Annotated in this window: 10 protein-coding genes and 1 pseudogene; 4 read left to right on the top strand and 7 right to left on the bottom strand. The window is 73.8% G+C overall.

Features of this window, described 5'->3' with window-relative positions:
- Positions 1 to 170: 170 nt before the first annotated feature.
- Positions 171 to 875: a bifunctional DNA primase/polymerase gene (locus NRO40_RS21670; protein WP_058944842.1), complete on the top strand. Its 705-nt coding sequence runs from the start codon at positions 171 to 173 to the stop codon at positions 873 to 875.
- 245 nt (positions 876 to 1120) lie between these two features.
- Here the strand turns inward: NRO40_RS21670 and ftsY are convergent, their stop codons facing one another.
- The gene (gene ftsY / locus NRO40_RS21665; protein ID WP_058944841.1) at positions 1121 to 2353 is read right to left on the bottom strand and encodes a signal recognition particle-docking protein FtsY; all 1233 of its coding nucleotides are present in this window, start codon (positions 2351 to 2353) and stop codon (positions 1121 to 1123) included.
- 61 nt (positions 2354 to 2414) lie between these two features.
- Between ftsY and NRO40_RS21660 the strand changes: the two are divergent.
- Positions 2415 to 3855, top strand: a pseudogene (locus tag NRO40_RS21660) (purine-cytosine permease family protein).
- Here NRO40_RS21660 and NRO40_RS21655 read toward each other — a convergent pair.
- The 4 genes from NRO40_RS21655 to NRO40_RS21640 form a co-directional block, all read right to left on the bottom strand.
- The gene (locus NRO40_RS21655) at positions 3852 to 5270 is read right to left on the bottom strand and encodes a sugar porter family MFS transporter (RefSeq protein ID WP_058944840.1); all 1419 of its coding nucleotides are present in this window, start codon (positions 5268 to 5270) and stop codon (positions 3852 to 3854) included. The pseudogene NRO40_RS21660 and the gene NRO40_RS21655 overlap by 4 nt on opposite strands.
- Before the next feature lie 211 nt (positions 5271 to 5481).
- The gene (locus NRO40_RS21650) at positions 5482 to 9336 is read right to left on the bottom strand and encodes an AAA family ATPase (RefSeq protein WP_058944839.1); all 3855 of its coding nucleotides are present in this window, start codon (positions 9334 to 9336) and stop codon (positions 5482 to 5484) included.
- A gap of 244 nt (positions 9337 to 9580) precedes the next feature.
- Positions 9581 to 9793 carry a hypothetical protein gene (locus NRO40_RS21645; RefSeq protein WP_058942311.1) on the bottom strand — a complete coding sequence of 71 codons (213 nt, stop codon included), beginning with the start codon at positions 9791 to 9793 and terminating at the stop codon, positions 9581 to 9583.
- Positions 9794 to 10195: 402 nt separating this feature from the next.
- Positions 10196 to 10477, bottom strand: coding sequence for an acylphosphatase (locus tag NRO40_RS21640; protein ID WP_058942310.1), 282 nt, complete (start codon positions 10475 to 10477; stop codon positions 10196 to 10198).
- Positions 10478 to 10651: 174 nt separating this feature from the next.
- Between NRO40_RS21640 and NRO40_RS21635 the strand changes: the two genes are divergently transcribed.
- Entirely contained in the window at positions 10652 to 11617 is a 966-nt protein-coding gene (locus NRO40_RS21635; RefSeq protein ID WP_058942309.1) for a CAP domain-containing protein, read from the top strand.
- A 600-nt stretch (positions 11618 to 12217) separates the two neighbouring features.
- Positions 12218 to 12940, top strand: coding sequence for a hypothetical protein (locus tag NRO40_RS21625; protein WP_058942308.1), 723 nt, complete (start codon positions 12218 to 12220; stop codon positions 12938 to 12940).
- A 163-nt stretch (positions 12941 to 13103) separates the two neighbouring features.
- On the opposite strand, the gene NRO40_RS21620 is transcribed toward NRO40_RS21625, so the two are convergent.
- On the bottom strand, positions 13104 to 13694 hold the full coding sequence (locus NRO40_RS21620; RefSeq protein WP_058942307.1) for a flavodoxin family protein: 591 nt from the start codon (positions 13692 to 13694) through the stop codon (positions 13104 to 13106).
- A gap of 180 nt (positions 13695 to 13874) precedes the next feature.
- Positions 13875 to 14741, bottom strand: a complete 867-nt coding sequence (gene mutM / locus NRO40_RS21615) for a bifunctional DNA-formamidopyrimidine glycosylase/DNA-(apurinic or apyrimidinic site) lyase (protein WP_257375477.1) — start codon at positions 14739 to 14741, stop codon at positions 13875 to 13877.
- Positions 14742 to 14757 lie beyond the last annotated feature (16 nt).

The following is a 14757-nucleotide window of genomic DNA, read 5'->3' as shown; positions in this document are numbered from 1 at the left end:
ATGCATGACGATCGGGAGCCCGGCGCGCTGAAGTGCGAGGCAGCGCACGGACAGCACACGCACCACCCCACACGCTGTCGAGCGCCACCCGAACGAGGGGCGGGACGACACAGCGTCATGACGGAACTCCAGGTCGTAACCACCGGCGAGTTCGGCGCGTTGGAGGAGACATGGGCTTCACGATCGGCGGCACGCGCATCCGCGAAATGCGATCCGGATGGACGGGGTTCACCGGGCTCGCCGGGTTGACGCTGTCGGGCTCGCGCCGTCGCGCGACCCGCGCGACGGAGTGGACGGCGGTGGCGGAGTACACCGGTCTGTGGGGCTGGGACGTGGTGCCGGGGGCACGGGCCGCGGCCGGCGCCTGCTCCTGTGGTGACGCGGCGTGTCCGGCGCCGGGCGCCCATCCGCTGGGCTTCGCGCCCGAGGTGGCGGCGGGTTCGTCGACGGACACGGCGGCCGAGGCGTGGTCGCGGTGCCCGGGGGCGTCGATGCTGCTGCCCGTGGGGCGGTCCTTCGACGTGCTGGACGTCGCCGAGGCGGCGGGGCGGCGGGCGCTGGTGCGGCTGGAGCGGATGGGGCTGCCGCTGGGTCCGGTCTGCGTGACGCCGACCGGCCGCGCGCAGTTCTTCGTGGCGCCGGGGGCGTCGGCCGAGCTGCCGCGGCTGCTGTACCGGATGGGGTGGGACGACGCCCATCTCGACCTGCGGTGCCTGGGGCCGGGCTCCTGGATCACGGCGCCGCCGTCGGATCACGGCGGCCTCGGCCCGGTGCGGTGGCTGCGGGCGCCGTCCCTCGACGCGGGCCACGCGGCCCCCCAGGCGCGGCTGCTGCTCGGCACCCTGGCGTACATCTGCCACCGCTCGGCGGCCTGACCCCCGGCGTACGGAGGCGCGCGGGCGCGTCGGCCACGGCGGGCGCGCGCCGTACGTCGGTCTCGGCGCGCGCCGTACGTCGGTGGTGGCCCGCGTCGACGGGCGGCGGCGGATACGCCGACCGTCCGGGGGTGTCCCGTCGACGGCAGGTGCGCCGCGCGTCGGCGGTAGGCGGGCGTCCGGGCGTTCCCGGGCCGGCCGGCGGGGTCAGGTCCCCGCGGGCGGCCGGCCCGGGAGCGTCACGGTCAGGCCGGTTCGCCGATCAGGGCGTCCACGAACGCCTCCGGCTCGAAGGGCGCCAGGTCGTCCGGGCCCTCGCCGAGGCCGACGAGCTTCACCGGCACGCCCAGTTCCCGCTGGACGGCGATGACGATGCCGCCCTTGGCGGTGCCGTCGAGCTTGGTGAGGACGATGCCCGTGATGTCGACGACCTCCGCGAAGACGCGCGCCTGGACCAGGCCGTTCTGACCCGTGGTGGCGTCCAGGACGAGCAGGACCTCGTCCAGGGGGCCGTGCTTCTCGACGACGCGCTTGACCTTGCCGAGCTCGTCCATGAGACCGGTCTTGGTGTGCAGGCGGCCGGCGGTGTCGATGAGCACCACGTCGGCGCCCTCGGCGATGCCCTCCTTCACCGCGTCGAACGCGATGGACGCCGGGTCGCCGCCCTCGGGGCCGCGCACCGTGCGGGCGCCGACGCGCTCGCCCCAGGTCTGGAGCTGGTCGGCGGCGGCGGCGCGGAAGGTGTCGGCGGCGCCGAGCACCACGGAGCGGCCGTCGGCCACCAGGACGCGGGCGAGCTTGCCGGTCGTCGTGGTCTTGCCGGTGCCGTTGACGCCGACGACCATGACGACGCCGGGCGTCTCCACGCCGCCGTCCGTCTTCACGGAGCGGTCGAAGTCGCTGCCCAGCAGGGCGAGCAGCTCCTCGCGGAGCAGGGCGCGCAGCTCGTCGGGGGTACGCGTGCCGAGGACGCGGACCCGCTCCCGCAGGCGCTCGACGAGCTCCTGGGTCGGGGCGACGCCGACGTCGGCGGTGAGGAGGGTGTCCTCGATCTCCTCCCAGGTGTCCTCGTCGAGGTTGTCGCGCGAGAGCAGCGTGAGCAGGCCCTTGCCGAGGGAGTTCTGGGAGCGGGCGAGCCGGGCGCGCAGCCGCACGAGGCGGCCCGCGGTGGGCTCGGGGACCTCGACCTCGCGGGCCGGGGGCTCCGCTACGACCGGGTCCTCGACGGCGGCCGGCGTCTCGACGGCCTCCTCCGCCGTCGGGAGGTCGACCTCCTCGATGGTCCGGCGCGGCTCTTCACGGGGTTTCTCCGCCTCCTCGCCGACCTGCGGCTCGGCGGGAGGGGCGGTGATGGTCGGCGTGGTCGACGGGGCCGCGGGCGGCGGCAGCTGCTTCTTCCGGCGGACGCCGACGACGAGGCCGCTGATCACTCCGACCGCGACCAGGGCGATGACTACAGCAAGGATGACGAATTCCATGGTCCGACCAGTATGCGCGACGCCGCCGCCCCGCTCCTTGCCGCTATGCCCCGTTTAGGAAATGGTGCGAGGAATGTACGAGAGTCGGGGCCTTGAGCCCGTCCCCGCGGCCGAGCGGGTCGGCCGTGTCCGCGAGCTGTTCCCGACGTGGGTCGCGGCCAACATCACGGTCCTGCTCCTGACCCTGGGCGCCGGCCTCGTGGTGCTGCACGGGCTGAATGTCTGGCAGGTGCTGGTCGTGGCGGTGACGGCGCCCGTCGTCTCGTACGGCGTCGTCGGGCTCGTGCCGGTGGCGGGCAAGCGCGGCGGCGCGCCGGGCATGGCGCTGTCGCGGGCGGTCTTCGGGCAGCGCGGCAACCTGCTGCCGGGGGCGCTGATCTGGGCGGCCCGCTGGGGGTGGGAGACGGTCAACGCCGTGACGGGGGCGTACGCGCTGCTCACGCTGGTGGAGCTGGTGGGCGGGGTACGCGCCGGCACGCCGGTGGCGGCGGTGGCGCTGGTGCTCTTCGTCGGGGCGACGTTCGCCGTGTCGGGGCTCGGCATCGGGGCGCTGCGGGTGTGCTGCCGCTGGGCCGCGTACGTGTTCGGGGCGTTCTCGGTGCCGGTCGGCGGGTACCTCGTGGCGCGGACCGACTGGGGCTTGGTGGCGGGCCGCCCGCCGGGACCGGCGTCGATGGTGGCGGTGGGGGTCGGGACGCTGGCGGCCGGGGCGATCAGCTGGGCCCCCCTCGGCGCCGGACTTCGCGCGCTACCTGCCGCGGACGGCGCGGGCCGGGGCGATGGTCGCGGTGACCGTGGCGGGGGCGGTGGTCGTGGTGGTGCCGCTGGTGCTGATGGGGGCGGTGATGGCCGAGTCGACGCCGGGGCTGGCGTCGACGGCGGACCCGGTGGGGTTCATCGGCGCCCGGCTGCCCCCGTGGCTCTCGGCGCCGTACCTGCTGATCGCGCTCGTCGGCATGCTGCTGATCAACGCGATGTCGATGTACTCGGCCGGGTTCATGGCGCAGACGCTCGGGGTCGGGCTGCCGCGGGGGTGGGCGGTGGCGGTGAACGCGGTCATCAGCCTGGTGCTGGGGCTGTGGCTGCTGGTCGCCGCGGCCGGGTTCCTCGGGACGTTCCTGTCGTTCCTGACGCTGCTCGGCGTGGCGTTCGCCGCGTGGGTCGGGGTCTTCGGCGTGGACCTGGCCCTGCGCGGGTCGTACGACGGGGCGGCGCTGCTGGACCGGGGGCCGTCGAGCGCCTACTGGTACCGGGGCGGGTTCGCGTGGCCGGCCGTGACGGGGTGGGGCGCGGCGCTGGTGGCGGGGCTGCTGTTCACACGGGTCGACTGGTTCGCCGGGCCGCTGGCCGACAGCCGGCCGGGCCGGCACGGGCTGGGCTGGGTGGTGTCCGCGCTGGTGGCGGCCGCGGTGTACGGCGCCCTGCGGCCGGCTGCCCCGGCCCGCGCGCTGGGCGCGGGCCGGGGCAGCCGGAAGGTCGAGGAGAGGGGCAGCGGGGATTAGCCCATCTCCTCCAACGCCTTGCCCTTGGTCTCCTTCACGAACTTGAGCACGAAGGGGATGGAGAGCACGGCGAAGACCGTGTAGATGACGTACGTACCGGAGAGGTTCCAGTCCGCCAGGGACGGGAAGCTCGCGGTGATCGCCCAGTTGGCGATCCACTGGGCGGACGCGGCGACGCCGAGGGCGGCGGCGCGGATCCGGTTGGGGAACATCTCGCCGAGGAAGACCCAGACCACCACGCCCCAGGAGAGGGCGAAGAAGAGCACGAAGAGGTGGGCGGCGATGAGGGCGACGACACCCTGAGTCTCGGGGAGCTTGCCGTCGACCAGGTCCGCGGAGAAGGCCCACGCCTCGAAGGCGAGGGCGAGCGCCATGCCGGCGGAGCCGACGAGGGCCAGCGGCCTGCGGCCGACGCGGTCCACGAGGACCATCGCGATCACGGTGCCGACGATGTTGATGATCGACGTGGTGAACGAGTAGAAGAACGAGCTGGACGGGTTGATGCCGACCGACTGCCACAGCGTCGCGGAGTAGTAGAAGGCGACGTTGATGCCGACGAGCTGCTGGAAGACCGACAGGCCGATGCCGACCCAGACGATCGGGAGGAAGCCGAAGCGGCTGCCGAGCAGGTCCCGGAAGGTGGACTTGTGCTCGCGGTGCATGGCGTGCTCGATCTCGGCGACGCGCGCGTCCAGGTCGATGCCCGTGCCCTCGACCTCGGCGAGGACCTCCTTGGCCTTCTCCTTGCGGCCGACGGAGATCAGGAAGCGGGGCGACTCGGGGATGGCGAAGGAGAGCAGGCCGTAGAGCACGGCCGGCAGGACCATGACGCCGAGCATCCACTGCCAGGCCTCGAGGCCGGCGATCTCGCCGCGCTGGTCGCCGCCGGCCATGTTGAGGATGGCCCAGTTGACCAGCTGGGAGACGGCGATGCCCACGACGATGGCGGCCTGCTGGAAGGAGCCGAGCCGGCCGCGGTAGGCGGCGGGCGCGACCTCGGCGATGTACGCGGGGCCGATCACCGAGGCCATGCCGATGGCGAAGCCGCCGACGACGCGCCACAGGGCGAGGTCCCACAGCGCGAACGGCAGGGCGGAGCCGATGGCGCTGATGGTGAACAGGACGGCGGCGATCTGCATACAGCGGATGCGGCCGATGCGGTCGGCGATCCGCCCCGCGGTGGCGGCGCCGACGGCGCAGCCGATCAGGGCGATGGCGATGACCTGGGCGAGGGTGCCGGAGCCGATCTCGTACCGGTGGCGGATGGCCTCGACGGCGCCGTTGATGACGGAGCTGTCGTAGCCGAAGAGGAATCCGCCCATCGCGGCGGCGGCCGTGATGAAGATGACATGGCCCAGGTGGTCGGGGTGGGCCTGTCGGGCCCCCGACGCCGATGGCTGCGCGGTGCTGGTCACGTGAACTCCTGGTACCCGGCGCCGTCGCCGGGCATGGGGGGCGAGCCCTTCCAGTGGCGCACAACCTCTCGCGGCCCACCACTTGAAGGTAAAAGCAACGCTGCAGACCCTATGCCTTCAAGTTCCGAAGTCAATAGGTCGAGTCATGTGACTTGAAGCGCACCACTTGGCCCGATGTGTTCAGTACTTGAAGTCGATCTCGGGGGGTCTGTCAGCGAAGCCTCTGACTTACGACCTTCGATACCCCGTCGCCCTGCATCGACACGCCGTACAGCGCGTCCGCGACCTCCATGGTCCGCTTCTGGTGCGTGATGACGATGAGCTGCGAACTCTCCTGGAGTTCGCGCATGATCCGGATGAGCCGCTGGAGGTTGGTGTCGTCCAGCGCCGCCTCCACCTCGTCCATGACGTAGAACGGGCTCGGCCGGGCCTTGAAGATCGCCACCAGCATCGCGACGGCCGTGAGGGACCGCTCGCCGCCGGACAGCAGCGACAGCCTCTTGACCTTCTTGCCCGGCGGCCGGGCCTCCACCTCGACGCCCGTGCCGAGCAGGTCGCCCGGGTCGGTCAGGACCAGCCGCCCCTCCCCGCCGGGGAACAGCCGCGAGAAGACGCCCTCGAACTCGCGGGCCGTGTCCCGGAACGCCTCCGCGAAGACCTGCTGGACGCGCTCGTCGACCTCCTTGACGACCTGGAGCAGGTCGGCACGGGTCCGCTTGAGGTCCTCCAGCTGCTCGGAGAGGAACCGGTGGCGCTCCTCCAGCGCGGCGAACTCCTCAAGGGCGAGCGGGTTCACCTTCCCGAGCTGCTGGTACGCCCGTTCGGCCGCCTTGAGCCGCTTCTCCTGCTCGGCGCGGACGAAGGGCCGCAGCGCGTCGCCCGCCCGCCCGGGGTCGTCGGGCCGGTCCCCGCCGGGGGCGGGCTCCCGCCGGTGCGCGGCGGACGCGTCCTCTGCGGCGGCGGGCTCCCGCCGGTGCGCGGCGGACGCGTCCTCGCCCGGGGCCGGGCGCTGCTCTCCCGGGGCGGGCGGCGCGGCCGGTACGGGCTGGTCGGGGCCGTACTCGGCGACGAGCACGGCCGGGTCGACGCCCAGCTCCTCCAGCGCGCGGGTCTCCAGCTGCTCGATCCGCAGCCGCTTCTCGGCGCCGAGCACCTCGCCGCGGTGGACGGAGTCGGTGAGCTTGTCCAGCTCCGCCTTCAGCTCCCGGCCGCGGGCGCGCGCGGCGGCCAGCTCGCGTTCGCGGACGGCCCGGCCCTCCTCGGCGGCGGACCGCTCCGCCTCGGCGCGCACCAGGGACACCTCGACGTGCGCGAGGAGCTGCCGGGCACCGGAGGCGACGGCCGCGGCGACCTCCGCCTCATGACGCAGCCGGGCGCGCTCGCGCTCGGCACGCGCCCGGGCCTCGCGCTCGGCGCGGGCGGCGCGGTCCAGGGAGTCGGCCCGGCCGGCGAGGGCCTTCACCCGCTCCTCGTGCGTACGGGCCTGGAGGCGCGCCTCCATCTCCGTCTGGCGGGCGTTGGCGCCGTCGGCGGCGAGCCGGTCCCGTACGGACGTGTCCGGTTCGTCCTCGGTGGGGGCCTCCTGGGCGACGAGGAGCCGCTCGGCCAGCTCCTCCGCCTCCTCCGTCGCCCGCTCCACGGCCTCCTGGGCGCGGGCGACCGCGGCGTCGGCCCGCTCGGCCTCGCCCGCGGCGCCCCTGGCCTGCCCGGCCAGGCCGCCGAGCCGCTGGGCGACGGCCGACTTCTCCCGGTCGGCGGCGCGGCGCCGCTCCCCCAGTTCCTCCACGCGGTCCGCGCACGCTCGCCGCCGTCCGGCGGCCTCCTCCTGCGCCGCGGCCAGCTCCCGGCACCGTACGGCCAGCTCGGCGAGGTCGGCGGCGGCCTCGTCGACGGACGCCTGGACCTCCAGCAGGCTGGGCGCGCCGGCGGAGCCACCCTGCGCGAAGTGGGCGCCCAGCAGGTCGCCGTCGGCGGTGACGGCCGTCAGGGCGGGGCGCGCGTACACCAGCGCCTCGGCCTCCTCCAGGGTCCCGACGACCACGACGTCCCGCAGCAGGCGCCGGAGGGCCGGCATCAGCTCGTCGGGGCCGCTCACCAGGCCGGCGGCGGGCAGCGCCCCACCCGGGAGACCGGGGCGCGCCGCGTCGACCGCCGGCGCGGCGGCGCGCGGCGGCACGGCAGCGGACGGCGCGGCGGACGGTGGCTGTCGTGCCGCCCGCCCGTCGGGGCCCGCCGACAACGGCTCCTGCGCGCCCGGACCCGACAGGGGCGCGGGTTCCCGCACGTCGGGACCCGCCACCGGTGACGGCTCCCACACGCCGGGGCCCGGCGGCGGGGGTGGTTCGGTCGCACCGGCCACGAGCAGGGCGGCGCGGCCCGCGTCCTCCTTGCGCAGCAGGCGGATCGCCTCGGCGGCGGTCGCCGGGCCGGTCACGGCGAGCGCGTCGGCGGCCGCGCCGAGAGCCGCGACGATCGGCACCTCGTGACCGGGGGCGACGGTGAGCAGTTCGGCGGCCGGGCCGAGGAGGCCGGTGAGCCGGCCGGCCGCGTCGAGCAGGGCGCCGGTGCCGTCCTTGCGGCGCAGGCCGAGGGAGAGCGCTTCGTGCCGGGCCTGGGTGGCGGCACGCCGGCGTTCGGCGGAGGTGAGCGCCTCGCGGGTGGTGGTGAGGGCGGCCTCGGCGTCGGCGAGTTCGCGCGTGGCGGCCTCGTGGGCCGCGGCGAGGTCGGCGTCGCCGGCGTCGAGGCCGTCGACCTCGGCGCGCAGCGCCTCGTACTCCTCGTGCGCCACCGCGGCACGTTCGCGTGCCTCGTCGCGGGCGGCGGTCAGCCGGTCGATCTCGGCCTGGGCGGCGGCGGCGCGGGAGCGGGCGGCGCCGGCCTGGCCGCTCAGCCGGGCGAGCCCCTCGCGGCGGTCGGCGATGGCGCGGGCGGCGTCCCGCAGCCGGCGCTCCTCGACGGCGAGGGCCTGCTCCAGTTCGGCCCGGTGGGCGACGGTGTCCTCCAGGGCCCGGTCGGCGGCCTCCAGGGCGGCCGTCAGCTCCGCCTCCTGCTCGCGGACGCGGGCGGCCTCGCGCTCCAGCTCCTCCGGGTCGCGGCCGCGCCGCTCCTCGACGGGCCGGGCGGTGGCGCTGGTCACCCGGGCGTCGGCCAGCGAGACGGTGCCGCGCACGCGCTCGGCCAGCCGGGACAGCTCGTACCAGGTGTGCTGCGCGCGTTCCAGGCGCGGTGCGAGGCGGCGCACCTCGTCCTCCAGGGCGGACTCGCGGGCCGCGGCGGCCTTCAGGTCGGCCTCGGCGCGTTCCTTGCGCTCGCGCAGCGCCGCCTCGTCGGCGATCTCGGCGTCGAGCGCTTCCCGGAGGCGTACGAGGTCGTCGGCGAGGAGCCGCAGGCGGGCGTCGCGCAGCTCGGCCTGGATCACGGCGGCGCGGCGGGCGACGGCGGCCTGCCGGCCGAGCGGCTTGAGCTGGCGACGCAGTTCGTCGGTGAGGTCCTGGACGCGGGCGAGGTTGGCGCGCATCGCGTCGAGCTTCCGCAGCGCCTTCTCCTTGCGCTTGCGGTGCTTGAGGACGCCGGCGGCCTCCTCGATGAACGCGCGGCGGCCCATCGGGTCGGCGTGCAGGACGGAGTCGAGTTGGCCCTGGCCGACGATCACGTGCATCTCGCGGCCGATTCCGGAGTCGCTCAGCAGTTCCTGGATGTCCAGGAGCCGGCAGGTGTCGCCGTTGATCTGGTATTCGCTGCCGCCGTTGCGGAACATGATCCGCGTGATGGTGACCTCGGCGTAGTCGATGGGGAGCGCGCCGTCGGAGTTGTCGATCGTGAGGGAGACCTCGGCGCGTCCCAGGGGCGGCCGGCCGGTCGTCCCGGCGAAGATCACGTCTTCCATCTTGCCGCCGCGCAGGGATTTCGCGCCCTGTTCGCCCATGACCCAGGAAAGCGCGTCCACGACGTTCGACTTGCCGGATCCGTTGGGGCCGACGACGCAGGTGATGCCCGGTTCGAACCGCAGCGTGGTGGCGGAGGCGAACGATTTGAAACCACGGAGGGTCAGGGCCTTGAGGTGCACGGTCCGGGACTCTACCCGGCGTGTTTCGTTTGGCCCGTGAACGAGGAGGGCAGATCAGTCGATAAGCGAGGGGGTACGGCTGTCGACGCTCCGGTGAACGGGTCAGGTGTGACGTCCGGGGACTTCTGAGGAAGTGGGGGCGGGAAAAGAAAGAAGGGACGCCGAAGCGTCCCTTGCATATCTGTTCGCGAGAGTGTTTCTCACCTTCCCGAGCGTGCCGTGTGCCTCGGGTGTCCCCGCGGGGTCAGGTGAGCGCAGGCTCGCCCTTGGGAACGTCCATGTCGATGCCGTCGAGCAACGGCTCGCGGTGAGCGGCGGCAGCGGCGAGCGCGTCCTTCTCGGACTGGATCCGTACCAGCTCGGATTCCAGGTCCTGGACACGCTGCTGAAGCCGTCGCATCTCGGCGAGCAGTCGCGGGTCGGTACCGCCGACGTAACCGAGAAGCGCCTTTGCCATGATGGATGGTCCTCCACACTGAGTGACCGACCGAAGCGGTTGGGTCGTCGAGGGAATCGCACCCGCGGTGCTCGGCGGTACGTGGTGCCGCTGCGGTTCTCACCGCCGAACAACTAGGGTGCGCGGGGCTTCCAGAGTCTCACCAAAAAGTTTGACGGTCAACACGATCACGCCCCGCATCGACGGGCAACCGGGGGGTCTCAGGCCGCCGAACGTACGGCGGCGCCTCGCGCACGGTGCCCGGAGGGGCGTGGAGATCATCCTTCCGCGCCGGGACCGCCATCACAACCCTTTCTCGGCAATCACCTGGTCATTTCTGTTTCACGAGGCCGCGCGCCCGCCCCGACGAACACCCTCCGGAAGTGTTCCGCGCCGCTCGGTACGGAGGGACGCGGTCGACCGTCAGCGGATCGCGAATCCCTCGTATCCCCCGCGTGGCGTGTCCCAGATCTCGGTGACGCCGTCGACGCGGCCGGGTGTGTCGCCGGAGCGCAGCCATTCCAGGAGACGGTGGCAATTCTCACTCGGACCTTCGGCGACGACCTGGACGCGGCCGTCGTCGAGGTTCAGGGCGAAACCGGTGAGGCCCCCGATCTCCAGGGCGTTCGCCCTGGTGAACCAGCGGAATCCCACTCCCTGCACTCGTCCGCGTACCCATGCCGTGAACCTCGCCTCGTCGTTCATGGCTGCACGCTAACCGGCCGCCGCCGGGCGGAGCACCCGCCCTCCGTGTGCCGGTGGCGTACAGTCCCGACCCAGCGAGCCTCACCCGTTCGGCCGTGCCCCACCGGCACCTCCGGGCCCCGGGGCCGCGGGAGGAACGACAGGACCAGCAGCTGAAGGCAGGAGGCAGAGCAGATGGGACGCCATCGACGCTCCGGCGCCGCGCCCGTACCCGCGCCGGACGGGCAGGAGACGTACGGCCCGACCGGCGCCGCCGACTCGCCCCGGGGGCGCCGGGGCACCCGGCGGCGCAGGCGCGCGCTCCCGCTGCGCGGCGGGCTGCTCGGCGCGTCGGCCGCCATGGCGGTGGGCGCCGTCGCCGTGACGTCGGGGCTGCTACCTGGCGGCGACACCTTCACCCTCGGCAGCGGTACCACCGGCACGCCCGCCGAGCACATACGCTCGGGCAGCGCCCCGGACCTGGGCACCCAGGGCCGCACCGCCCCCGCTCCCGCCCCCACCACGGCCCCCGCCTCGCGTACGTCGACCCCCTCCTCCCCGCCGTCGACGCGCAGCGCCCCGCGCCCCTCGGCGACCCCGTCCCGGACGGCCGCGCCGAAGCCCCCCGTGCCGAAGACCCCCGCGCCGTCGCCGACCCGCACGAAGACCCCGTCGCCGACCCCCGAGCGCACCACGACCCCGCCGGCGCCGCGCCCCACGCCGAGCAAGCCCGCCCCGGAGCGCACGAGCGCGCCGCCCGCCCCGCAGACGCCGACCAGCCGCGCCATGGCGGCCGAGGCGGCGGTCCTCGCCCTGGTCAACCAGGAGCGGGCGACGTTCGGCTGCAGCCCGCTGCGCGCCTCGACGGACCTCGGCGACCTTGCGCGGGCCTACAGCCAGGACATGGCGGAGCGCGCCTTCTTCGACCACACGGACCCCGACGGCGACGACCCGTGGGCACGCGCGTCCCAGGCGGGCGTCGAGGGACTGGGCGGCGAGAACATCGCCCGCGGCCAGGCCGACGCGAAGGCCGTCATGGAGGCGTGGATGAACAGCGAGGGGCACCGCGCGAACATCCTGAACTGCGACTTCAAGCGCCTGGGCGTCGGCGTCCACTTCGGCCCGGGCGGCCCCTGGTGGACGCAGAACTTCGGCTTCTGAGGTTCCCGCGGGTCAGCGACCCATGACCCTTCGTGGGCCGTCTCCGGGCCGTCATCGGTGACGGAGGCGGCGCCGCCGGCGGGCACAGCGGCCCGCGTACGGGTCTCGCTCGACGGCATCCGGTGCGCGTAGGTCCCCAGGGTGAAGCCGGGACCATGGTGGCCGAGGTCGCTCAGGGCCGACCGACGAGCGGGAGTGGGTGATCCTCATCGAGGAGAAGTCCGCCCTCGGCGATGCGCTGAGGCTCGCCACGAAGGCGATGGTGCTGAGTCGACTTGGTACCCCGATGCCACCTGGCGCGCACGAACAGCACAAGCGGCTGGCGAGGCGTCTCTGATCGACGGCAACCATCGACGGCCAAACCGCGGGGCACCACGTTGATCTGCGACAAGTCCGCAGGCCAGAAAGGCGACCTGGCGCGACCTGGCGCTTCTTCGGCTTCCGAGGTTCCCGTACAGCCCTGCGGAGCGAGGTCCCGGGCAGCCGCTCGCGAGGCCAGGCCGTGTCCACTCCCGCCGAAGCGGCTCCGGCACAGAACCGCTCCGCCGCCCGCGCTGATACCCTCCCCGTCATCACGCAGGGTTCCTCCTGGGGAGGCGAGTGGACACCCTACTCATCAGTACGGTCAGCGTTCTGCTCACACTGATCGTCACGGCGGTCTTCCATCCGTTGGCGAGCAGGCTGAGCGCCGTTTCCCGGCGGATCACCCGAATCAAGCCGCTGACCGTCCACGTGGAGACGGACCCGTCCCTCGTGTGGGCCGGATTCCCGAACTGGGTTCCCGCGTTCGTCTGGCTGCCCGATCCGCCCACCGGTACCCCGCCGGAGCACCCCACCGACTGGCACGCGTGGGCACGTGCGCGAGGTGGGGCGGACGCCGCCCAAACCGTCCTGAAGGTCACGGTCACGGCCCGTGAACTCGCGTCCGTAGTGATCGAGTGCCCCAAGCTGCGCCACACCTCCGGACCCCTCGGAGATCCACCCGCGGGATGCGTCGCTTGCTGTCCGGCGGGAGGCGCCGCTGTCACGCCGAGGCGCATCCAGGTCGACCTGGGACTGGGGACGACGGCGTGGGTGGATGACGGCGGATCCCCGATCGGCCCCGTCACTCTCACCCTGTCACCAGGCGAGACCGAGCAGTTCCTCGTCTTCGTGCATGCCCACTCCGGGCGCAATGAGTGGCACCTGGAACTCCCGGTCCTGATCGACGGCAGACGGCAGACGGTTCCCCTCAAGGACAAGGGCGAGCGATTCGTCACCTACGGGCTGGAAGGGTTCGACGAATACCGCTGGTCCGACGGCGGGTGGGAGCGTCACCACTAGCTCCGGAGCGCGCCACCCCCGTGTGAGGCGCCCCCACCCGGCCGCCTGCCGGCCGTCGGTGGGCCGGATCACCCGTCCGTCTCCCCTGCCCCGGACCTCGGCCCTGGCCCCGCTCCCGCTCCCGGTGGTCCGGTCCCCCCTGCGTCGGCTCCTCGGGGACGGGTCAGGGCGTGAGGGTGGTGCGACCCCTGGTGAAGGTGTGGGCCGTGGTGGCCACGCGCCGGCCGAGGTGTTCCGCCGTGGCGATGTCCGCCTTGTGGACGGCCTCGGGGCCCTGGTCGTTGTTGGTCTGGGCGCTCGCGCCGGCGAAGATGCCGAGGCGGTTGAGGTCGTTCTCCGAGCTGGTGCTGGAGTTCCATCCCGGCTTCAGGCCGAGGTTGATCCAGTGCATGCCGTGCTGGGCGGCGAGGGTCTGGAAGTAGTACAGAGTGTGCGGCTTGTCGCCGCTCTTGGAAGCGGAGTTGGTGAACCCGGCCGCCAGTTTGTCCTGCCAGGCTCCGGCGAACCAGCGCCCGGACGTGGCCTCGGCGAAGGCGTGGAAGGCGCCGGAGGCCGTGCCCATGTACGTGGGCGAGCCGAAGACGATCGCGTCCGAGGCGTCCAGCAGAGCCCAACCGGACTCGGTCAGTTCGTCGACCCTCAGCAGGTGGGCGGTGGCGCCGGCGTCGGCCGCGCCGTCCCGGACGGCCTGGGCGAGGACGGTGGTGTGGCCGTAGCCGGAGTGGTAGGCGATCGAAACGACGGGCGTGCTCATACGGGTCTCCTGGTTCGGCGTGGTGCGCGCCGCGCGCCGTGTGCCGGCGGTGCTGCGGTGGCGGCTCTCCCCGTCTTCAACGAGCCACGGCGGCGTGCGGCGACGTCAGCGAGTAGGCATTCCCGTACATATGTGTGCCCCGGAGCGCGTCCGGTAGTGGTGCGGGCGGGGTGGGGGCCGTCACACGTGGGGTGCCGGGCGGGGGGCGCGCTGGCAGCGGGGGCAGAAGTAGCTGGACCGGTTCATCCACGGGCGGCGGCGGATCGGCGTGCCGCACCGCCGGCAGGGCTCGTCCTCGCGCCCGTAGGCGTCGAGCGACCGGTCGAAGTAGCCGGACTCGCCGTTGACGTTGACGTACAGGCTGTCGAAGCTGGTGCCGCCGACCGCCAGCGCGGCGGTCATGACGTCCCGGACGTGGCCGAGCAGCTCGTACGAGCGCGGCCGGGTGAGGGCGGCGGTGGGGCGGTCGTAGTGCAGGCGGCTGCGCCACAGCGCCTCGTCGGCGTAGATGTTGCCGACGCCGCTGATGAGGCTCTGGTCGAGCAGGGCCCGCTTGACCGTGGTGCGGCGCAGTCGCAGGGCGGCGTGGAAGGCGGCGTCGTCGAAGGCCGGGTCCAGGGGGTCGCGGGCGATGTGCGCGATGACGTCGGGCAGCCCGTCCCGGTCGGTCTCGTGGAGGGAGAGCCCGCCGAAGGTGCGCTGGTCGACGAAGCGCAGCTCGGTGCCGAGGGTGTCGTCGAAGCGTATGCGGATGCGCAGGTGCCGCTCGTCGGGGGCGTCCTCCGGCTGGACGAGGAGCTGGCCGCTCATGCCGAGGTGGCCGAGGACCGCGGCGTCCGCGTCGTCCAGCGGCAGCCACAGGTACTTGCCGCGCCGCCGGGCCACGCCGACGCGGTGGCCGACGAGGCGGGCGGCGAAGTCCTCGCCGCCGCCGACGTGCCGCCGGACGGCGCGCGGGTGGAGCACGTCCACGCCGGCGACGGTGCGGCCGCTCACCCAGCGTTCGAGGCCCCGTCGGACGACTTCGACCTCGGGCAGCTCGGGCACGGCACTCCTGGGAGGG

The sequence above is a fragment of the Streptomyces changanensis genome, assembly GCF_024600715.1.
Classification (GTDB): domain Bacteria; phylum Actinomycetota; class Actinomycetes; order Streptomycetales; family Streptomycetaceae; genus Streptomyces; species Streptomyces changanensis.
This window is presented reverse-complemented; position numbering and strand designations above follow the sequence as displayed.